The organism is Paenibacillus sp. J22P165, from assembly GCF_059692015.1.
The window spans coordinates 365074-386302 of sequence record NZ_JCAUAP010000008.1; the positions used below are offsets into that span (position 1 = coordinate 365074).

Here is a 21229-nt window from a genome sequence, read left to right on the forward strand (position 1 = left end):
AGACTAAGCTTTTTTGATTGTTAAGTCATTCCATCCATAGTTAGTGCCGTCCAGAGCGGGATGATCACTTGGATCTCAGTACCTTGTTCTGAACTGTTGACGATTTCAATATACCCGCCATGTGAATTAATAATGCGTTGCGAAATAGCAAGCCCTAAGCCCATGCCTGTCTTTTTGGTCGTATGAAAAGGCGTGAAGATCCTGTCCCAATCCCCTTGCAGAATACCTCCACCTGTATCTATGAGGTGAATATGGATTTCATTATTTTTTATACGGTAAGTAATCGTAAGGATTCGTTGGTATTTGCCTATCATTGCATCTATGCTATTGCTAATTAAATTAATAAAAACCTGCCTTATTTTATCTCGATCTATCGACAGGATGATATTCTTATGTGGATGAAATACGATGGTTATCTGGTTTTCTTTCGCTTTTATTGAGGTCAGGGCCAGCGATTCTTGGATCACTTCTACGATGTTCGCTTCTTCGGATTGTATTTTGCCACTATGGATAAAATGATTATAGTTAGTGAGGATACTGTTCATATGTTCACCAGCAATTTCAATATGATCAATCATCCCTTTGGCATTGACATCCAACTGCTCATTCCGTGATAAGAGATTCGTATAACCTTTCACTACGGTAAGCGGGTTTTTAATTTCATGAATTAATCCGGAAGTCGATATTTCAATTTGTTCTTCTTTTTCTTTCCGTTTCAAGATTTGAGAGGTATCCCTGATCATTCTTGTGCTCATTTGTACAAATATAAAGAAAATAATAATGGAGAAAATCATGACAGCTATTTGACTTGAATAAATGAACGTGCCTGCATGTAAATTTAGTACCCCGATCATATAAGTTAGTAGGAACGTAAGGCTGAATAACGTTAAGAAATTTCTAACATATTTATCTGTAACTTTTCTGCTTGCAAGAAGCGTCAAGATGATACTAACAATTAATAATTTAATGTGGTTAACAAATAAGCTACCCCACTCCCCATAAATTGGGTAAAGAACGGTATTCTGATTCCCAATGCCCTCAATTAGTTCTAGTCGTAGTACACCGAGTTTCGTCCAATTTACGATATATATGAAAATAGACCATAGCGCATAAAGGATGAGCGTGTATTTATTAATGATCCGATTCATCCATTTCGCTTCTTCTTTGGTTAAGTGTTTGAGTGTGATATACCCCACATACAAAAATGCCACTGGAAGCATGATAGAGCCAATCCGAAATAGTTTAAACAGAAAAAAAATCAATTCTGACTGGATGACATCGTTGCTATACAACACACTGACATCTAACTGCCATATACACATGAAAATCATGAAAATGACCATGGCATTGGTTAGTTTCGTTTTGAATAGCATTTTACAAGACATTCCTAAGAACAGAGGTACAAAGGACATGGCCGCCATCAGTATAAAATTCATAAAAGAACCTACTTTCGATATCACAATGGTTTAATCGTATCTGATAAATTCTAAAGATGTTGATTGCGATATCTCGTACATTCCTGAAAAAAAGACCTACAACATGAATGTTGTAAGCCAACTTTGAGCATTATAGCACATCTCTTTGAAGCGTGGAATAGCAGTTTAGTTAACCTTTCATTCCTAATTTAGCTAGATTGTTATAGCTAATCTCCAAGCTTTCGAAGGGATTACGGTCATAACAGTCATCCTGCTCTACCGCTGCCCACTCTACCCCAATTTCCTCGCAAGCTTGAATAATACCTTTGAAATTCATGTTTCCTTCACCGATCTCGGCAAAACGTTGCTTGCGATCATGGGTAATCATCATATCTTTGAAATGCACGACTTTCATTCGTCCATCTACTTTGCGGATCCACTCGATAGGATCTGCGCCGCCTGCTTGCACCCAATAGACATCTAATTCAAAATCCACAGCTTGTGGATCGGACTCTTCCAATAAAATATCCATGCCTGTTTTACCATCATATTTGGCAAATTCGAAATCATGATTATGATAAATGAACTGTAAACCTGCACTGTTCAACTGTCTGCCAAATTCAGAGGCTTGCTTGGCAAATGTAGCATAACCTTGTCTATTTTCCCGAAATTCCGTAGGTAAACCGCCTAACCCGACGTATTTGCAATCCCATGCCAAATGTTTCTCAATAACGGAATCCATATCATTTAATAAATCATTGTAACCGATGTGAGTTGCACAAATGGTCAGGCCAGCCTGATCCGTAAGCGCTTTAAATTCATGAATACCGATAGGACCAACACCTGATGCCTGTACGGAATTGTACCCCATTTGCTTCACTTTCTTCAAACTCTCACTAATGGCCTCTGGTGTTTGCAGAAAACTTCTAAGCGTATACAGTTGTGTTGCGATTTTCATTTCTCTCACTCCATTCAACAAATTTAGTTCTATTCATATATATCATGGAATGGGAGGAAGGGCTATATAAATCTATTAACTTATTTAAACTTACATGTTCCTACGGTACTGCCCTCCTACTTCATATAACGTTGCTGTGATCTGTCCTAGCGAAGCAACTTTAACCGTTTCCATTAGTTCTTCGAAAAGGTTCCCCTGATTACATGCAGCTAGCTTTAAACGTTCTAGTGCTTCCGGGCAGGACGATTGGTGTTGCTCCTTGAAAGCTTGCAATCCGAGAATTTGCGACTCTTTCTCTTCAACCGTTGAACGAGCGAGTTCAATTTCAACTGCTGAATTATCGACATGAGGTTTCACGAATGTGTTGACACCAATAATCGGCAGCTCTCCTGAATGCTTCTTGTGTTCATAGGTGAGCGACTCATCTTGGATTTTACCACGTTGATATTGTGTTTCCATGGCACCTAGCACACCGCCACGAGCATGAATGCGCTCAAATTCAGCCAAAACGGCTTCCTCCACGAGTTCGGTCAAATCTTCTACAAGATAGGCACCTTGTAACGGATTCTCATTTTTCGTTAATCCAAATTCCTTATTGATGATCAATTGGATCGCCATGGCTCTGCGGACTGAATTCTCAGTAGGCGTCGTAATCGCTTCATCATAAGCGTTCGTATGCAAAGAGTTGCAATTATCATAGATAGCAATGAGTGCCTGCAGACTTGTTCGTATATCATTAAAATCCATTTCTTGCGCATGTAAAGAGCGTCCAGATGTTTGAATATGATATTTCAGTTTTTGACTTCTTTCATTGCCGCCATAACGATGTCGAACGACAGTTGACCATATGCGACGCGCGACTCTCCCCATGACCGTATATTCAGGATCAAGACCATTACTGAAAAAATAAGAGAGATTCGGCGCAAAATCGTCAATCCGCATGCCACGACTCAGATAATATTCCAAGTAGGTAAATCCATTGGCCAACGTAAAAGCTAACTGCGTGATAGGGTTCGCCCCTGCTTCCGCAATATGATAGCCGCTTATACTTACGGAGTAGTAGTTGCGCACATGATGATCAATGAAATATTGCTGCATGTCACCCATCATTTTCAAGGCAAATTCAGTTGAAAACAGGCATGTGTTCTGTCCTTGGTCTTCTTTCAAAATATCGGCCTGAACTGTACCCCGAACCGTTTGGAGTGTCCGCGTTTTTATTTGCGCATATTCCTCGTCACTTGGTTGACTACCCTTATGTTGAACAAACTTCTCCACTTGCTGCTGAATCGCCGTATTCAAGAACATGGCCAGAATCATTGGAGCCGGCCCATTAATGGTCATCGATACGCTTGTAGTGGGATGGCACAAATCGAATCCATTGAACAGCTTTTGCATATCCGGTAACGTACATACATTTACACCACTGTTTCCGATTTTCCCATAAATATCAGGGCGGTAGTCCGGATCTTGGCCATATAAAGTTACACTGTCAAAAGCCGTTGATAATCGTTTCGCCTCATCATTTTGGCACAAATAGTGGAAGCGACGGTTGGTGCGCTCAGGCGTACCTTCACCGGCAAATTGGCGTTTTGGATCCTCACTCGTCCGTTTAAAAGGAAATACACCAGCCGTATAGGGAAAGTGGCCTGGTAGATTTTCCAGCAACAGCCATCGAAGAATATCCCCCTCATCTGCGAACCGAGGTAAACTAATTTTTGGAATCTTCGTTCCTGAGAGTGATTCGGTGTACATCGCTGTTTTCAGCTCTCGGTCGCCAACTTTGCTGATTAGTTCATCTTGCTGATAGGTTTGTCGAACTTGCGGCCATTCTTGAAGCAGCTTTCTGCAAGCGGGATCCATCAGGGTTGTATAATGAGTAATGCGTTCCTGCAGCATGGTCATGACCATTTGTGAATCCTGTTCATTTCCCATGTGATCGGACATTAGTATGTCTTTCGTTCCACGCAGCTGGTAGAGCTTTCGCGCTACTTTCGCCTGCTCATCTGTGAACTTTCTATATTGTCGGACCGTTTGCACAATCTCGCTGAGATAACCGGTGCGGTCTGGCGGTATGATTACATTTTGCGTAGTAACAGGCTGTCTATTCGTAATTTCGGACACTGGCCAATCGCCGCCTGTTTTGTCCGAAATGAGCTTCATGACTTTGGCAAATAACACATGGGTACCAGGATCGTTAAATTGACTAGCAATCGTACCGAATACAGGCAGCTCCTGGACTGGTGTATGAAATAAACCATGGCTGCGCTGAAATTGTTTGCGTACATCGCGCAAAGCATCCTCCGAGCCGCGACGTTCGAACTTATTAATGACGATGATATCTGCGAAGTCAATCATGTCTATTTTTTCCAACTGCGTTGCGGCGCCAAATTCACTCGTCATCACATAGAGAGACACATCGCATAGCTCTACGATTGCTGAATCACCTTGCCCAATGCCGCTCGTTTCCACCATCACCAGATGGTAGCCAGCAGCCTGGAGGACTTGTATGGCTTCTTTCGTAGCTAGGCTTAATTCCGACTTGGCTCCCCGAGTTGCTAAGCTGCGCATATAGACCCGAGAGCTGTTGATGGCATTCATACGGATTCGATCACCAAGAAGGGCGCCGCCCGTTTTCATTTTCGAAGGATCAATCGAGATGATCGCAATGCTTCTATCCGGGTATTGCTGCAGATAGCGCCTTACCAGCTCATCGGTTAATGTACTTTTGCCTGCTCCACCTGTCCCCGTAATCCCAATAACCGGTGCCATAGCGGCTGACGTTTGTAGATTTTGTAAAATAGGTAACAATGCAGCCATTTCTCCGTTTCCAGTTGCTTTTTCAGCAGCCGTAATCGCACTGGCAATAACTGCCCATAAACGTTCTATGGGTAAAGGGAGTTCCTTTGGAAGAATCCTTGGTGTTGGCTTGTCTACTGCTTGAATCATGTAATTGATCATGCCTTGTAGTCCCATTTCCCGCCCATCGTCTGGTGAAAAAATTTTAGCTATCCCATACTGCTCTAAGAATTGGATCTCAGAAGGAACGATGACACCACCGCCACCGGCAAAAATTTGAATATGGTCAGCACCCTTTTGCTGAAGAAGATCATACATATAAGTCAAATATTCAATATGTCCGCCCTGATAAGTGCTAATTGCGATCCCTTGCACATCTTCTTGAATCGCAGCATGGACAACCTCATCAACAGATCGATTATGACCTAGATGAATCACTTCAACGCCCGATGCTTGCAAAATCCTTCGTATAATATGAATGGTAGCATCATGCCCATCAAACAAAGCCGCCGCCGTAACGAACCTTACTGGATTCTTGGGCCGATAGACTTGTGTGTTCACAGGTAACCCACCTTCTCACCATGACGTCGTAGTAGCATGCAGATATTACGTTTTATCCGATTTCTATGCAGTTTAACTTCGATTCATGTGCATACTTACTACCACGGGCAAGCAAATCTCTTGTTCGTTCTAGGGCATTTTTCCAGGCTTCCACTCATAAGCTGTTAATTGAACCACGTAACCATTCTTCATGAGGCGGGTGAACATAATGTCCAAGCATGACGATCATGGTGCGAAATATTTTGAAAATATGCTGAATATCATTGATGTCGGTGTTCATCTGATTGATAACAAGGGAATCACTATATTTTATAATGAAAAGATGGCTGAAACGGACGGTTTTAAACGTGAACAAGTTGTTGGGAAGAACGTCTTTGACCTCTTTCCCTCCCTCACGAATGAAACGAGTACTTTTATGAAAGTACTGCAAACAGGCGTTGAAATAAGGGAAAAAATTCAAACATACGTGAGTGTAACGGGGAAACGGATCACAACCATTAACAGCACATATCCGATTATCGAGAACGAAGAAATCATTGGTGCCTTAGAAGTGGCCAAGGATATCACGAGCATTGTTCATTTGCATGATCAAATCCTAGATCTCAGGCATCAAATTTACGAATCACCGTCCAAAGATAAGAAAAGTACTAGTTCTGCTCGCTACCATTTCAGTGACTTAATCGGCGTAAGTGACTCCTTCCAGCAAACCATTGCTTTTGCCAAAAAAGCATCCCGTACGAGCTCACCTGTACTGTTGTCGGGACCTACTGGCACGGGGAAGGAATTGTTCGCTCAGAGCATACACAATGCTGGTGTCCGTCGCAGCAAACTGTTTATTGCTCAGAACTGTGCCGCAGTTCCGAATGAACTGATGGAAGGTATTATGTTCGGAACAGCTAGAGGCGCATTTACTGGCGCTATCGATCGAGCGGGATTATTTGAGCAAGCGAATGGTGGCACACTTTTCCTCGATGAGTTGAATAGTCTTGATTTATTCCTGCAAGCCAAATTATTGCGTGTTCTGCAAGATGGGCTCGTTCGTAGGGTTGGTGGAAGTCATGAACAACAAGTTGATGTCCGAATCATCACTGCCATGAATATTGATCCCAAAGAGGCGTTATCCAAGGGATTACTGAGAAGTGATCTTTATTATCGGCTCAATGTCGTCAATTTGCAGCTCCCCCCACTCCTGCATAGAAAAGATGACATCCCACTGCTCACTTCACATTTTATTGAGAAATTTAATCAGCTATTTGGCATGAAAATAAGTGGTATTTCCCCATCCGCTTTGGCTTGCTTAATGAACTATCATTGGCCCGGCAACATACGGGAACTTAGTCATGCCATCGAGTCCACCTACAATATGATGGAACTGGAATGTGAATGGATTGAAGAAGGTCACCTCCCGGCATACCTCATGGGAAATCCTAGCTTAACTCCAACGCTTTCCCTTCCTGCCACGATGTGGCGTAATGAACCTGAGGCTATTGCTACAGGTCGCTTAACGGATAAAGTGAAGCAAATGGAAAAAGAGACCATTGCGGATGCACTAGCTTTTCATCAATACAACATCACACTCACCGCGCAAGCACTAGGTATTAAACGTCAAGCCTTACAGTATAAATTGAACCGCTATGGTATTGTGAGAAAGCCTTAAATGGGAATCTCAATACGAGGAATCTACTAGATTGCAAAAAATAATATGAAGAATTTACAATTCTCCCAATCTTCTTCAAAAAAAATGCAAAACGACAACGATTTTCGAGCAACATCACTCCTCAAATCCTTTACGATATTAAAAAGGATTCATAGAGTTACTAGATACTCTTGAAATCCATTCGTTAAAGGAGGAAGTAACGTGGCAACCAAAGTAATCAGTGATGAAGAATTGATGCTTCTGTTATCCCCCATTTGCCAAACCACTGCCAACGAATTACAAGAGAAACCAAAACTTACAATGAAATTATTATATGAACTTATTAAAAAACTCAAAGAAGAAAATATGATCCTCACAGATCGTTTAACTGAATATGAACAAAAAATCGATGTGCTGCTTGAAAGCAAACGAGAGGTTGCTGCCAGCCTAGCGTTGCCGCTTCTGGAAGAGCGTGGCACGGCAATTGAGATTAGCTCTCAACCAATTACTCTTACACCGTCGAGTTATCTCGTTCCTCGCTCCATACGTCATCCAGAGAAGAAGAAAACACCCATGTGGTTCTTATTCGTAAAGTCGTCTGTTCGTTTTCTGTTTCGTCGACGGAAGGGGTATCTTTTTTAGACGTGTTGTAATAAAAGCAGTGAACTCAAGTCAATTGGCTTGAGTTTTTTTTCATTTTCCACTTGTTTCGTGGAAAGTTGGCATCCTTTTTGCATCTTCTATATGTGAGAAGATATCCATGTTGGAGGTGCAATAATGGAACAACGACGTGACTGGAAGCAAATTGCATTATGGCAGAACGTAACAGATGAACAATGGAATGATTGGCTTTGGCAGCTGACGCATACCATTCGCACATTAGATGATTTGAAAAAAGTAGTAAATCTAACCCCTGAGGAAGAAGAAGGCGTACGCATTTCCACGCAAACAATTCCTTTAAATATTACGCCTTACTACGCCTCTTTGATGAATCCCAATGATCCGCGATGCCCGATTCGCATGCAATCCGTCCCTATTTCCGCTGAATTATTGAAAACCAAATACGATCTTGAGGATCCGCTTTTTGAGGATGAAGATTCCCCTACTCCAGGACTTACCCATCGCTACCCTGATCGGGTGCTATTCTTGGTAACGAATCAATGTTCGATGTACTGCAGATACTGCACGCGCCGCCGCTTCTCCGGTCAGGTGGGGATGGGTGTTCCCAAGAAGCAATTGGATGATGCGATCGCTTATATTCGCAATACGCCAGAAGTCAGGGATGTTCTGCTCTCAGGCGGGGACGGATTGTTAATTAATGACAATATTTTGGAGTATATTTTGAAAAATTTGCGGGCGATTCCCCATGTAGAAATCATTCGAATCGGCACTCGCGCTCCGGTTGTATTCCCGCAACGAATTACGGAAAACTTGTGCAACATTATTAAGAAATATCACCCTGTTTGGTTGAATACGCATTTTAATCATCCTTTGGAAATTACGGAAGAAGCTAAAAAATCCTGCGAAATGCTAGCCAACGCCGGCGTTCCGCTAGGCAATCAATCCGTGATCTTAGCTGGTATCAATGACAGCACCTATATCATGAAGAAACTTATGCATGATTTGGTCAAAATCCGTGTGCGCCCCTACTACATCTACCAATGTGATTTGTCCGAAGGTATCGGTCATTTCCGAGCTCCGGTTTCGAAGGGCCTTGAAATTATTGAAGCCCTCCGCGGCCATACTTCTGGATATGCTGTGCCTACGTTTGTTGTTGATGCGCCAGGCGGCGGCGGTAAAATTGCGCTTCAACCAAACTATCTAATCTCTCAGAGTCAAGATAAGGTTATCCTGCGCAATTATGAAGGCGTCATCGTCGGCTACCCCGAGCCGAAAAACTACGTACCCGGCCGGGCCGACGAATATTTCAATGAAATGTACGGCATCCAAAAACAGCCAGAAAGCACAGGCATTATCGCACTCATGAAAGATGAAAAATTCAACTTAGTGCCAGAAAATTTGCGCCGAATCGGTCGAAGGAAGACGTATCAAGAAACACCTGAGCACATGTCACTCAAGGATCGACGGCCAATGAGAGATGAAATGAAAGACAAATTAATAAAAGCACAGCATAAAGAGAAGATTGGGAGTGCGGCGGAGATTCCTGTGGAGTAGCTGGGGGGTTGGTGGTTTTCGCTCGGGAGGGACGGAGATACTCGAATTTTTCGAGTATCTCCTCCCTTTTGGACCGGACGAGTCCGAGTTACTCGAATTTATCGAGTATCTCTTCGATTTTCGCTCTGGCACGGCCGAGATACTCGAATTTTTCGAGTATCTCTTCGGTTTTCGCTCTGGTGCGGCCGAAATACTCGAATTTTTCGAGTATCTCTTCCCTTTTCGCTCTGGCGCGACCGAGTTACTCGAATTTTTCGAGTATCTCCTCCCTTTTCTCCCTGCGCGCGGTCGAGATACCCGCTAGCGCCCCAAAGCTGCTGCCCACTTCTCCAGCAGCCACTACAAAGAAGCTAAGCACGACACGCTTAGCTTCTTTGTCATTCACTTTTTAAAACAAATCAATTTCATCTCCGTCAACTCACGTATCGCATACTTGACGCCCTCGCGCCCAGTACCGCTCTCTTTCACACCTCCATACGGCATATGGTCCACACGGAAAGTGGGAATGTCGTTGATCATGACACCGCCTACCTCTAACGCTTCAGCTGCTACGAGCGCCGTGCGGATATTTTCCGTGTAAATGCCTGCCTGGAGGCCATATTTGGAGTCGTTAACCAAACGTATTGCTTCTGCGATCGACGAAACTCGATTAATCATGACGATCGGAGCAAATACTTCTTGGCATGATACGCTAGCGGAAGAAGCAACGTTAAGCAGCACAGTCGGGTGAACGATATTCCCCTCTCTCTTGTTACCCATCGCGACAATCGCGCCTAATTGCTCCGCTTCTGCGATCCATTGCATCGCGCGTTCCGCGTCACGAGATCCGATTAATGCTGATACATCCGTGCCTTCATCCAAAGGATCTCCTAGCTGAAGTGTCTCCGTCTGTTTCACGAATTTGCGGACAAATTCATCGAATAACTGGTCATGCACATAAATCCGCTGTAGCGAGATGCATACCTGCCCTGCATAGGAAAATGCCCCAGTAACCGCCCTTGCGATCATCGCATCTACATCAACACCTTGGTCCACAATGAGCGCTGAATTGGAGCCTAATTCTAAAATGACCTTTTTCAACCCCGCCTTATTGCGGATGGTGATCCCAACTTCAGGACTTCCCGTAAAGGTGACAGCCTTGATTCTTTTATCCGTAACCAGTAAGTCGCCAATCACACTTCCACTGCCAGTTACCACATTTAAAGCGCCTGCAGGAAGTCCCGCCTGTTGCATAAGCTCCGTCAAAAACAAGACAGATAACGGCGTTTGGCCTGCCGGCTTCAATACAAGTGTATTACCAGCGGCGATAGCTGGCCCTACTTTATGCGCAACCAAATTCATCGGAAAGTTAAACGGTGTAATCGCCGCTACGACCCCCAAAGGCTGATGAATCGTGTACGCAACACGACCTTCCCCACCAGGTGCCGCATCCATCGGAATCGTTTCACCCTGAATTCGCTTGGCTTCTTCTGCGGCGAATTGGTAAGTCGAAATTGTCCGATCTACCTCTATTCTCGCAGTTGTAATCGGCTTAGCTGCTTCTAGCGCGATTAATCGAGCACATGCTTCCTTATTCTCTCGGATCAAAGCTGCCAGCTTCTCCAAAATTGTTGCCCTCTGATGCGCCGACATCGCTGCCATTACTGGCTTAGCTCGTTCTGCAGCTGCTATGGCTAGCTCAACTTCGGCTGTGCCTGCATAACCGATTTCAGCAATTTGTTCACCGCTGTAAGGTGAGAATAAGGGACGATACGCACTCGCTTCCACCCATGCTCCATCGATAAATAGCTGCTTCCTCATTCTGATCTCCTCCTTGCACATACGTTCAAGAAGATTGATTATAGCATGTCTTTACAGCCTGCTCTAGGACAACTAATGCCTCAGCGAGCTGTTCATCCGTTATGACCAACGGACTTAGGATTCGTATCACATTACCGTAAAGACCAGCACTCATCACAATGACACCTTGTTGATGCGCTTCCTGCAAAATCCGCGTCGTCAGCTCTTTATCCGGCTTCCTGGATGCCTGATCCTTGACGATCTCTATCGCGCTCATCGCACCTAACGTACGCACTTCCCCAATGCAATCTACTTCGTCCTGCAGACGTAAGAAACGCGTACGAACAGCAGCCCCAATGACAATCGCTCTTTCTGCAAGCCGTTCCTCCACGAGCATATCAATCACTTGTAAAGCCGCCACGCACCCAAGCGGGCTGCCACCATAGGTGCCGCCAATTTCTCCGATGCCAGGTGCGTCCATAATTTCCGCCCGTCCGGTAACGGCACTTATCGGAAGTCCAGCAGCAATCGATTTCGACATGGTCATTAAATCCGGTACAACGCCAAAGTGTTCCATAGCAAAGTTTTTCCCTGTCCGTCCGAACCCCGTTTGCACTTCGTCAGCAATCAAGAGGATCCCGTATTTCTCGCAGATTCCCTTCACACCCTGTACAAACTTAGCGGTAGGGATCACAAAACCACCTTCCCCTTGAACCGGTTCCATGATGATCGCAGCAACATCTTCTCCTGGCACCTCGACCAGAAAAAAATCTTCGAATTTTTGTAAAAGTTGCTCATCTACTTCATCTTGCGATAATCCCGATGGAGCACGATAGTAGTATGGATAAGGCATTTTGTACGTATCCGGTGCAAAAGGACCGAAGCCATTCTTATACGGCTTTACCTTACTAGTTAAAGACATCGCCATATAGGTTCTGCCATGGAAGGCACGTTCGAAAGAAATCACGGCTCTTCGCCCCGTGTATTTACGAGCGATTTTCACCGCGTTCTCTACCGCCTCCGCACCGCTGTTTAAGAAGAATGTTTTCTTCGGATGATCCCCTGGTGTCAACGCATTGAGTTTTTCAGCCAATGCTACATAAGGTTCGTACATCATCACATGAAAGCAAGGATGCAGATAAAGATCCAATTGCGCCTTCAGTGCCTCCACCACTTTAGGTGGACAATGGCCAACATTTAAGGAGCCAATCGCACCTGCCAAATCAATGAACGTATTCCCATCAACATCCGTCAGGAGTGCCCCTTCCCCTTTGGCCGCAAATGTCGTCATTGTATGAAAAGGTCCTCTCGGAATACTCGCTAAACGGCGTTCCAATAGCTGTTGAGCCTGTGGCCCCGGAATCGCTGTTTTCATCTCAATATACGTCGTCTGTCTCGTATTTTGATCCATTCCTTATTCCTCCAAACCACACCAATGAATTAATGTCAATGCGATAATCTCAGCCGCTTCGAACACATCATCCAACACGATGTGCTCATTCGGATAATGGGCAACTTGTGTGATGCCTGGTCCAAAAACGATACATGGCGTCTCACCAACCTGCGTGAGTAAACCACCGTCCGTGCCCCAAGGCGACGCTTCAATTGTGGGCTCATTTTGTTTAACCACGCGGTATTGCTGCATAATTACCTTCATCAAGTCATGCTCAGGATCAACACTGCCAGGAACCCATTGTGCCCCGAACCATTCCACGCGAGGCGGATGCGATTCGAACCATGTGTCTTTCCTTGTTATTCCCGCCATCCACTCGCTCATTTCCACTTTTGCGGCTTCTAAAGTTTCCTCCGGCGCAACCCCCATGCGACCCTCTAGCTTGACAGTATCAGAAACAGACGAAGGCCAATTCCCACCTTGAATGACACCGATATTAATCGGGATCGGAATGGGATTATTGGCATACAAGGGATCTACAATTCGGGCATTTCTAAGCTCCTCGAGCTCGCGTATGTGCTGGATCACGGTCACACTTTTCTCAATGGCACTCACACCTTCATACCTCGTACCTCCGTGAGCCGATCGACCTTTGACCTCAATACGAAACCACATAGAGCCTTGCTGTTTCGGGAATATCCGTAAATTGGTAGGCTCGGGAATGAGCGCCGCGTCCGCCCGGTAACCTTTGACAATAGCCGCTAGTGTTCCCGCTCCACCACTTTCTTCTTCAATGACACTTTCGAAAATCACATTGCCTTTCAATTTCAATCCTAGCCCTTGAATCGCCTCAACAGCCATAAGAAGCGAAGCCGTGCCACCTTTCATATCCGTAGCCCCACGTCCATACAATTTCCCATCTATGACACGGCCACTGAATGGGTCATCCTGCCATTGTTCACGATTCCCTTCTGGAACGACATCCATGTGTCCATTCAACAGCAAGGAACGACCGCCTCCCGACCCTTTTAAAACACCAACCACATTCGGACTGCCTATAAATTCACTACGTGGGGAACAGAAATAGGGATGGCTCCGAAGTGCATCACCGTCAGGCTCCCAGACCTCAACATCGAGCGCTAACTCTCGCAATTTCTCAGCAATAAAAAGTTGAGCCTCCTGCTCATGACCTTGTGTGCTTGCCATTTTAACTAGCTTCTGCAGAAAAGATGTACCAGCTTCTCGATGCTGACAGATCCAATCATGAATGGATGTGTGTAGTTCTGTATGCTCGTTTGACAAGGGAAACTCCTCCTTCCACACATGACACAAAACGTCCTACCCACCATTTATGGGATATAGGAAATAGAACTAGGGATGAGTAAAGCAGCCTCCGTATGGCGGATAACGTCTTCAATCGTATAAGGCAGCATGATCTCTCTCAAAACCAGCCCCCCCTCTGTAACCTCCATCACGGCCATTTCCGTAAAAATCAATTTCACACAGGCTACAGCCGTAAGTGGTAAGTCACATTGTTTTTTAACTTTAGACTCTCCCTGCCGGTTTACATGGTTCATCAGGACGATAACTTTTTTGGCTTTTTGCGCAAGCTCCATTGCCCCACCGATACCCGCCACTCGTTTCCCAGGGACGATCCAGTTAGCCAAATCCCCACGTTCACTCACTTCGAGCGCCCCAAGTATCGTAATGTCGATACAACCTCTGCGAATCATGGCAAAAGCAATCGCGCTATCGCAGTAAGAAGCTCCACTTGTTATTGTCATGGGATATCCGCCTGCGTTACACAGAAAAGCATCTTCCTCACCGGGAATCGGCGCACCACCTGCCCCCAGAATGCCATTCTCCGCATGAAAAACAACGTGAATGTCATCAGGGACATAATCCGCAACCATGGTTGGGATGCCGATGCCTAGATTAACAGCCATGCCACTCTTTAGCTCTTGCGCAGCCCGCTTTGCTATCCGCTCGCGGATTTCTTTTCCCATACCCATTCCCAAGTCACCCCCCTGCTTAAAATCACCATATCCACGAAAATGCCTGGCGTGACAATACTTTCGGGGTCCAGCTCACCTAAGGGAACGATTTCATCGACTTCCGCAATCGTTATCTTCCCGGCCATCGCGACGAGTGGATTCAGATTTCTGCCGCTTTTATCATAGATGAGGTTCCCGTAAGTATCTGCTTTCTTGGCATGCACAATGGCAACATCTGCCGTAAGGGCTGGCTCGACTAAATACGTTTTGCCATCTATGGATACGGTTTCCTTACCCTGTTCCATGATCGTGCCAACGCCGACATCTACTAAGATCCCGCCAAGGCCTACGCCGCCAGCTCGAATCTTCTCACATAACGTACCTTGCGGGTAGAAAACCACTTCCATAGTGCCCTGTTCCATCATCTGACCAGCGTTAGGATTCGACCCAATGTGCGAAGCAATCACTTTCTTCACACATCCTGCTGTGACTAATCGGCCAATGCCGATATGAGGGAATCCAGTGTCATTTCCTATGATCGTTAGATCTTTGACGTCCTTCTGCAAAATACCCTCGATTAACGATGGCGGTGTGCCAATGCCGCCGAACCCGCCAAACATCAACGTACAGCCATCCGTAATCGTTTGAAGCGCTTCTTCCAGCGTCTTTACTTTGCTCGTCGTACCCGCAGGTGAGCTATCATTAGCTGCCATCATATCTCCTCCAATGCAGATGGGGTAATCTCTGCAATGATTTCTCGAATAGATGTCTCCAATATCCCCACCAGCTGGTCGATTTCTTCCTCCGTAATGACCAATGGCGGGGCGATGATAATCGCATCCCCTTCTCCATCTACCGCACCTGCGGCCGGATAAACGAGCAGCCCTTTCTGAAAGGCTCTCTCAATGATCTGAGAGGTGACACCTAAATCAAATGGGAAAGGTCGCTTCGTTGTTTGATCGGCAACAAATTCGATGGCTACCAACATACCTTGGCCCCTCACATCACCGATGCTCGGGATGCCATTTGCCATTTGCTGCAATTGGCCCATCAAATATTGTCCTTTGCTATCTGCAGCACTGAGCAACTGATGCTTCTCGATATAACTAAGTACCGCCAACGAAACAGCTGCCGATTGCGGATTGGCACTATATGTGTGGCCAGACATAATACTTTTGGAACCCTTCAAAATAGGCTCCATCACCCGATCTTTTACTAAAGTAGCTGCTATCGGTGTATAACCTGCGCTCATACCTTTCCCTAAAGCAATCAGATCGGGTTCAACGCCGAAATGCTCCATTGCGAACATAGCCCCTGTTCGAGCTATACCCGTCATGACCTCATCCGCGATGAATAAGATGTCATTCTGTTCGCAGATCGCTTTTATTCTTTGGAAATAGCCTTCTGGCGGAACAATAGCTCCCCCAGCGGCTCCGATGATCGGTTCTGCAATGAAAGCCGCAATATGCTCGGAACCAATTCGCTTGATCGCCGTTGCCAAATCATCTGCGCACGCTAATTGGCATTTCGGAGAAGTTTTACCCAGTGGACAGCGATAGCAGTAAGGTGGAGCAACGACTGGAAAGTCTTCTAACAAAGGGATGAAACGTCTTCTACGTAGCACATGCCCTGACATTGAAAGCGCACCCAACGTAATGCCATGATAGCTCATTCTCCTAGATATCACTTTATTCTTGCCAAGTCTTCCTTGCTCTTGCCAATGCTGTATGGCAATCTTCATGGCGGTTTCAGTCGCTTCCGATCCACTGTTCACGAAGAAGCTCCAGTAATCGTTACCGGGAGCTAAGTCGCTTAGCTTCTCTGCCAGCTTTTCGGCGGGTTCGCTTGTAAATTGCGATCGATAAACAAAAGAGACTTTGTTTGCTTGCTCAAGCATGGCATCAACAATATCTGGAACACCGTGCCCGATTCCAGCAGTCACAGCTCCCGAGCAACCGTCTATATAAGCTTTACCTTGATCATCGTACAGGAAGACGCCTTTTCCATAGGCTATGGTGGGATAATGGTGATCTAAAACCGGCTTAATAACATGCTCCCGCTTCATAACGCACCTCCCACTGGTTCACTACGTTAGGTATTATTTAAGAAACATATTCTTGACGCGTGGAGCCTTCATCAGATCTTCATAACGAAATGCTGTTCCTAGTGCCGAAACATCATGCCAATAGAGTGTCTCTTCAATCTGCTGCGCGGTACTTTCTAAAACGTAAGTACGACAGTTGGTACACGTAATCGCAGGGACCTCCAAGATCTGAACGGCTAATCTGCCATCTGGCATGATCCAGTAGCAATCTTTTACACTTTCTCGAATGTCATCTCTTTCACACCACATGCAATTCATATGCATCCATCCTCCATCATATGGTATAGAACATTCTCACAACGCTCTGTTACTCATGCAAAATAGATGCCAACTTTTTGAAAATGGGTATATGCACGCCTATTCTTGAGAATGTATAGGAAAAGCTGCCAGACTTTTGGCAGTTGCTAATTTTTTTGCAGCATAATGAGGAAGTAAGGGGGATGCTAGATGCCAAATGAGCTGCCAACCTATACGAATCATGTTGTTACGGGTACGGATTATTCGATCATGTGTTGTCTGGATAAGCGGAATAAACGATTACGGGTGGATGATTATAAGGGGAATATCGATGCCATGACTTTGCGAATCCTCGAACTCGCTAAATCCCATGCTTTAACTAAAATATTTATCAAATCACACGAGAATGACTGGCAATCTTTTTTATCCAAAGGCTGGATGCTGGAGGGTATTTATAAAGGATATTTCAACGGAAACGATGCTTACTGCATGGCATTCTATGATGATCTGGAACGCAGAACCAGCGATTATTGGCTTGACGAAGATCATATTCTTAAGCAGGTACACACACTCCCTCTCAAGCCTGATCGTCCCATAGTGCAGGCTCCGTTGACACTGCGGATGGCTGAGGTCCAGGATGCTGAGCAGCTCGCCCAGTTATACAGTCACATTTTCCAGACCTACCCTACCCCGATGAATGAACCGAGTTATGTGGAGAAAACCATGCAGGAGGGCACGATTTATTATCTCGTCGAAGATCAAAACCAATTAATTAGTGCTGCTTCTGCTGAGATAAATGCGGTATATGCCAATGCGGAAATGACAGACTGTGCCACGCTGCCCGCTTACCGGAATCAAGGACTTATGCGACTCCTTATGCATGCATTAGAAGAAGAATTGATCAGTCGCCATATTACTTGTGCCTATTCGTTATCGAGGGCGCTTTCCTTCGGAATGAATGCCGTATTTTACCAAATGGGCTATCGCTATTATGGTCGACTTACGAAAAATTGCGATATTTTTGATAAATATGAAGATATGAACTTATGGGTCAAGACATTAACATGATCCCCTTTCTCCTTGTATTTCAACTATATGCGTTTCCTTCGCACAGAAGAAGAAATCCCAAGCTCTTCTCTATATTTGGCTATCGTCCTACGAGATAGTTGGAACCCCTCCTGCTTCATAAGATCTGCCAACTTTTGATCCGAAAAGGGCTTACGCGGGTTTTCGCTGTTGATCCATTCCTTGATTTTCAGTTTCATACGTTCCGATGAGGCGGAATCGCCCCTATCCATTTGCAGTCCAGATGGAAAAAAATATTTTAGTTCAAAGATCCCCCATGGTGTTTGAGCGTACTTCCCAGCCGTAGCGCGACTGACTGTTGATTCATGTATCCCCAACTTATCCGCAATCTGCTTTAATGTCATTGGCTTTAGATGTGGACTCCCCTTCCAGAAAAAATCGGCCTGCTCCTCCACAATGGCTTGTGTTACTCGGTATATGGTTTTACGTCTTTGCTCTAAACACTTCAAAAAGAACTTCGCCGCATGTAATTTATGGGATAGAAATTTGGCTGCTTCGTTGTACTCCGTGTTCTCTTGGACCATTCGCTCGTAATAACCATTCACCGAAAGTCGCGATGATGTTGCTTGATGCAGCAACACAATAAGCTGTTCACCTGCCTTCTCGATGATCACTTCAGGAATGATATAGGGAACAGCCTCTATATGAAAAGCTCCACCAGGCCTCGGATTCAATCCTTTGATGACATCGATCGCCGCCTGAATTTCCTGTGGAGCTACTTGCAGATTCGCTGCTAATTTCGAAACACGATAATCAGCAATTTCTTTGAGATGACTTCGAATTAACAGAGACACTAAGGGAAAACAATCAGAAAGAGATTGCACCTGAAGGAGCAGACACTCCTGTAAATTCCTTGCTCCTATGCCGCGGGGCTCAAAACTTTGTAAAATACGCAAGGCATACTTGGCAGATGTCATATCCACCTTACATATTTCAGCTACTTCATCCAGCGTTGTTGCAAGGTAACCATTGGTGTCCAAATTTCCGATTAAGAAGGTAATTACTTTCCGAATGGTTTGCGGTATTTTTTTTATAAAGCTCAATTGTTCCTTCAAATGTCTTTCAAGGGATACTTCATTCGAAGCCGCATGTAGGTACGGGTCATAATTAGGATTAATCATCGCTGTTTTACGAAAAAACTTCGGCGAGACATTATGGATGTTATACGTATCCCAATCGTATGCGGCAATATCCAAGGCTGGGTTATCAACTAACTCCTGTTGGACAACTTCATGTAATTCTGGCGTTGAGAGTTTGAGAATCATAATTGCTTTTCGCAGCTGAGGGGTAATACGCAATTTGGCCGTTTGTTGTTGGAACATCCCGTATCCTTGGCGCATGTGCATCACCCCATTTCGTTGTTGTTTCTATATGTATTCAAGGTCAGCAGAATTTAACCAAAACTGTGTATATTGTCTTTGAATGCGGACATACTAATTTATGACGGTGAAGCAGTGGTGAGGTGTTGTGTCGCAGACAATTTACACAAGGGAAGTTGTTCTTGAATCCATATGGAGGCGAGGAGATGTGCCGCATACCACTTACTGTAGTTTCCATACTGCAATGATGTGATGAGGTAGTTACCAAGCGAAGTAAGGTTCAAAGCAAGAGTACCATCAATTCTACTCACCGTCGAAGAAGACTCCGAAAGGAGTCTTCTTTTTTTCCATATATAGGCGAACGAAGATACCACTAAATACGGACTAAAGGAAGCAGATTTTTTCGAATGATATAGGCATCATCAGAAAGTATGAGGTATATCAACATGAGAATTAGAACTGGTCTCCTTTTAGGAGCCAAAATGACTATAGTAAGCCTACTACTCCTTCATGGAACATCGGTACAAGCCGCTGAGTCCATACCTGCGCCGCCTACCGTGTATTTGGATGGGCATCCCCTTTCTTTTCAGACTCAACCCGTTATTGAAAATGGAAGTAGTCTTGTTCCCATGCGTGCGCTCTTTGAAGCAGAAGGAGCTACCATTACATGGGATGAGAATACACGAACAGTGACTGCTGTGAAAGCTGGCACGACCGTTACTTATCGCATCGGAGACATGTTCGCTACGAAAAATAAGGAACAGCTTGCGCTGCCCCTCCCTGGCAAAATTATCGATGGCTCTACCATGATACCATTGCGATTTATTAGTGAAACGTTAGGCAATCTTGTAAAATGGCACGATTACTCGCGCTCTATTACCATTTCATCCGTTCATAATTATGAAACTACGATTCAATATGGTGTTAACTTGCGTGACAAACCTGAAAAAGAAAACGATACCTCTGTTCTACGCATGCTTCCCAAAACAGACAAAATTCACGTTATTCGAGAAATCAACTCGAATTGGTTGGAAGTACAAACACAAGACGATACCATTGGCTTCATCTCTGCTGCCTCCATGTATACCGATTACACGAGTACGGGTCTAGCTGCGAAGCAAGCGGAGGCATTAATCACTTTCGGGTCCCAATTTCTAGGTACGCCTTATGAATTTGGTGCCAAGCCAGGTCAAACCCAAACGTTTGACTGCTCTTCATTCGTTCAATACGTATTTGATCATGTATTGTCGATTGATTTACCGCGGGTTTCCTACGACCAAGCGCTGCAAGGGAAGGAAGTCGCTTTGAACGACATTCGCAAAGGTGACCTTCTCTTTTTCACTGCTCGCGGTCTCGATATTGGTCATGTTGGGATTTATGCGGGAGATGGACGTATCCTTCAAACCTATTCGAAAGAGGATGGCGTTCACTTCACGGAATTCGATGAGAAGTGGAAGAAACGATTTGTCACAGCTAGGAGATTATTCTAAAACGGTGAGTAACGCAATCCAACTCTCTTTTAGTCCGACATTGTCGACTTAAAGTCGCTGTCCGCGCCGAAATTTCTTGATTAGTCCTAAAACACCCAACTAAATAAACTAAAACCACCCTCAGGGAAGGAAATTACCTATTTAGTTGGGCAGAATCTGACTATGGATCCTTTTTAGAGAGGAAGACGCCATTTAGTTCGGACATTCCGGACTAATCCAGATTCGTATGGGAGCTAGTGAAGTTGCACGTTCCTCACATATGACTTTGAGAATTCGAGTATCTCTC

General features: G+C 44.9%; 16 protein-coding genes. 5 read left to right on the forward strand and 11 right to left on the reverse strand.

The genetic code is table 11. The features are described 5' to 3' along the window. Positions 1-20: 20 nt before the first annotated feature. From AC58QM_RS21770 to icmF, 3 genes are all read right to left on the reverse strand, one after another. Complete coding sequence (locus tag AC58QM_RS21770; RefSeq protein WP_497286949.1) at positions 21-1436, reverse strand: sensor histidine kinase; 1416 nt, start codon at positions 1434-1436, stop codon at positions 21-23. A 169-nt stretch (positions 1437-1605) separates the two neighbouring features. After that, a complete protein-coding gene (locus AC58QM_RS21775; protein ID WP_497286950.1) occupies positions 1606-2373 on the reverse strand; it encodes a sugar phosphate isomerase/epimerase family protein in 768 nt (255 codons plus the stop codon). 90 nt (positions 2374-2463) lie between these two features. Next, a complete protein-coding gene (gene icmF / locus AC58QM_RS21780; protein WP_497286951.1) occupies positions 2464-5730 on the reverse strand; it encodes a fused isobutyryl-CoA mutase/GTPase IcmF in 3267 nt (1088 codons plus the stop codon). Between the two features lie 208 nt (positions 5731-5938). On the opposite strand from icmF, the gene AC58QM_RS21785 reads away from it, so the two are divergent. The 3 genes from AC58QM_RS21785 (at position 5939) to kamA (ending at position 9541) form a co-directional block, all read left to right on the forward strand. Beyond that, entirely contained in the window at positions 5939-7387 is a 1449-nt protein-coding gene (locus AC58QM_RS21785; RefSeq protein ID WP_497286952.1) for a sigma-54 interaction domain-containing protein, read from the forward strand. Between the two features lie 201 nt (positions 7388-7588). Continuing rightward, on the forward strand, positions 7589-8008 hold the full coding sequence (locus AC58QM_RS21790) for a hypothetical protein (RefSeq protein ID WP_497286953.1): 420 nt from the start codon (positions 7589-7591) through the stop codon (positions 8006-8008). Between the two features lie 135 nt (positions 8009-8143). Continuing rightward, complete coding sequence (kamA, locus tag AC58QM_RS21795) at positions 8144-9541, forward strand: lysine 2,3-aminomutase (RefSeq protein WP_497286954.1); 1398 nt, start codon at positions 8144-8146, stop codon at positions 9539-9541. A gap of 381 nt (positions 9542-9922) precedes the next feature. Here the strand turns inward: kamA and AC58QM_RS21800 are convergent, their stop codons facing one another. From AC58QM_RS21800 to AC58QM_RS21830, 7 genes are read right to left on the reverse strand one after another with little or no spacing between them, the layout of a single operon-like run. After that, complete coding sequence (locus tag AC58QM_RS21800) at positions 9923-11341, reverse strand: aldehyde dehydrogenase family protein (protein ID WP_497286955.1); 1419 nt, start codon at positions 11339-11341, stop codon at positions 9923-9925. A 25-nt stretch (positions 11342-11366) separates the two neighbouring features. After that, positions 11367-12731, reverse strand: a complete 1365-nt coding sequence (gene gabT / locus AC58QM_RS21805; protein WP_497286956.1) for a 4-aminobutyrate--2-oxoglutarate transaminase — start codon at positions 12729-12731, stop codon at positions 11367-11369. 3 nt (positions 12732-12734) lie between these two features. Next, positions 12735-14015, reverse strand: coding sequence for a peptidase (locus tag AC58QM_RS21810; protein ID WP_497286957.1), 1281 nt, complete (start codon positions 14013-14015; stop codon positions 12735-12737). A gap of 47 nt (positions 14016-14062) precedes the next feature. Next, a complete protein-coding gene (locus tag AC58QM_RS21815) occupies positions 14063-14725 on the reverse strand; it encodes a 3-oxoacid CoA-transferase subunit B (protein ID WP_497286958.1) in 663 nt (220 codons plus the stop codon). Further along, a complete protein-coding gene (locus AC58QM_RS21820; protein ID WP_497286959.1) occupies positions 14692-15423 on the reverse strand; it encodes a CoA transferase subunit A in 732 nt (243 codons plus the stop codon). Before AC58QM_RS21820 ends, AC58QM_RS21815 begins: the two co-directional genes overlap by 34 nt. Continuing rightward, positions 15420-16772, reverse strand: coding sequence for an aspartate aminotransferase family protein (locus tag AC58QM_RS21825; RefSeq protein ID WP_497286960.1), 1353 nt, complete (start codon positions 16770-16772; stop codon positions 15420-15422). Before AC58QM_RS21825 ends, AC58QM_RS21820 begins: the two co-directional genes overlap by 4 nt. Positions 16773-16805: 33 nt before the next feature. Continuing rightward, a complete protein-coding gene (locus AC58QM_RS21830; RefSeq protein ID WP_497286961.1) occupies positions 16806-17069 on the reverse strand; it encodes a YokU family protein in 264 nt (87 codons plus the stop codon). Between the two features lie 189 nt (positions 17070-17258). Here AC58QM_RS21830 and ablB point away from each other — a divergent pair, with 189 nt between their 5' ends. Then, positions 17259-18116 carry a putative beta-lysine N-acetyltransferase gene (gene ablB, locus AC58QM_RS21835; RefSeq protein ID WP_497286962.1) on the forward strand — a complete coding sequence of 286 codons (858 nt, stop codon included), beginning with the start codon at positions 17259-17261 and terminating at the stop codon, positions 18114-18116. A gap of 23 nt (positions 18117-18139) precedes the next feature. Here the strand turns inward: ablB and rpoN are convergent, their stop codons facing one another. After that, positions 18140-19474: an RNA polymerase factor sigma-54 gene (gene rpoN, locus AC58QM_RS21840; RefSeq protein ID WP_497286963.1), complete on the reverse strand. Its 1335-nt coding sequence runs from the start codon at positions 19472-19474 to the stop codon at positions 18140-18142. A gap of 425 nt (positions 19475-19899) precedes the next feature. Here rpoN and AC58QM_RS21845 point away from each other — a divergent pair, with 425 nt between their 5' ends. Beyond that, positions 19900-20943 (forward strand): stalk domain-containing protein, encoded by a 1044-nt coding sequence (locus tag AC58QM_RS21845; protein ID WP_497286964.1) that lies wholly within the window; start codon positions 19900-19902, stop codon positions 20941-20943. The last annotated feature ends 286 nt before the right edge of the window (positions 20944-21229 follow it).

What these genes read in the sequence shown, in the direction of transcription:
- kamA (WP_497286954.1), top strand. Translation starts at nt 8,144, where the DNA reads ATGGAACAACGACGTGACTGGAAGCAAATTGCATTATGGCAGAACGTA.
- AC58QM_RS21825 (WP_497286960.1), bottom strand. Translation starts at nt 16,772, where the DNA reads ATGAAGCGGGAGCATGTTATTAAGCCGGTTTTAGATCACCATTATCCC.
- AC58QM_RS21845 (WP_497286964.1), top strand. Translation starts at nt 19,900, where the DNA reads ATGAGAATTAGAACTGGTCTCCTTTTAGGAGCCAAAATGACTATAGTA.
- rpoN (WP_497286963.1), bottom strand. Translation starts at nt 19,474, where the DNA reads ATGCGCCAAGGATACGGGATGTTCCAACAACAAACGGCCAAATTGCGT.
- AC58QM_RS21785 (WP_497286952.1), top strand. Translation starts at nt 5,939, where the DNA reads ATGTCCAAGCATGACGATCATGGTGCGAAATATTTTGAAAATATGCTG.
- AC58QM_RS21775 (WP_497286950.1), bottom strand. Translation starts at nt 2,373, where the DNA reads ATGAAAATCGCAACACAACTGTATACGCTTAGAAGTTTTCTGCAAACA.
- gabT (WP_497286956.1), bottom strand. Translation starts at nt 12,731, where the DNA reads ATGGATCAAAATACGAGACAGACGACGTATATTGAGATGAAAACAGCG.
- AC58QM_RS21820 (WP_497286959.1), bottom strand. Translation starts at nt 15,423, where the DNA reads ATGATGGCAGCTAATGATAGCTCACCTGCGGGTACGACGAGCAAAGTA.
- AC58QM_RS21800 (WP_497286955.1), bottom strand. Translation starts at nt 11,341, where the DNA reads ATGAGGAAGCAGCTATTTATCGATGGAGCATGGGTGGAAGCGAGTGCG.
- AC58QM_RS21815 (WP_497286958.1), bottom strand. Translation starts at nt 14,725, where the DNA reads ATGGGTATGGGAAAAGAAATCCGCGAGCGGATAGCAAAGCGGGCTGCG.
- ablB (WP_497286962.1), top strand. Translation starts at nt 17,259, where the DNA reads ATGCCAAATGAGCTGCCAACCTATACGAATCATGTTGTTACGGGTACG.
- AC58QM_RS21830 (WP_497286961.1), bottom strand. Translation starts at nt 17,069, where the DNA reads ATGAATTGCATGTGGTGTGAAAGAGATGACATTCGAGAAAGTGTAAAA.
- AC58QM_RS21770 (WP_497286949.1), bottom strand. Translation starts at nt 1,436, where the DNA reads ATGAATTTTATACTGATGGCGGCCATGTCCTTTGTACCTCTGTTCTTA.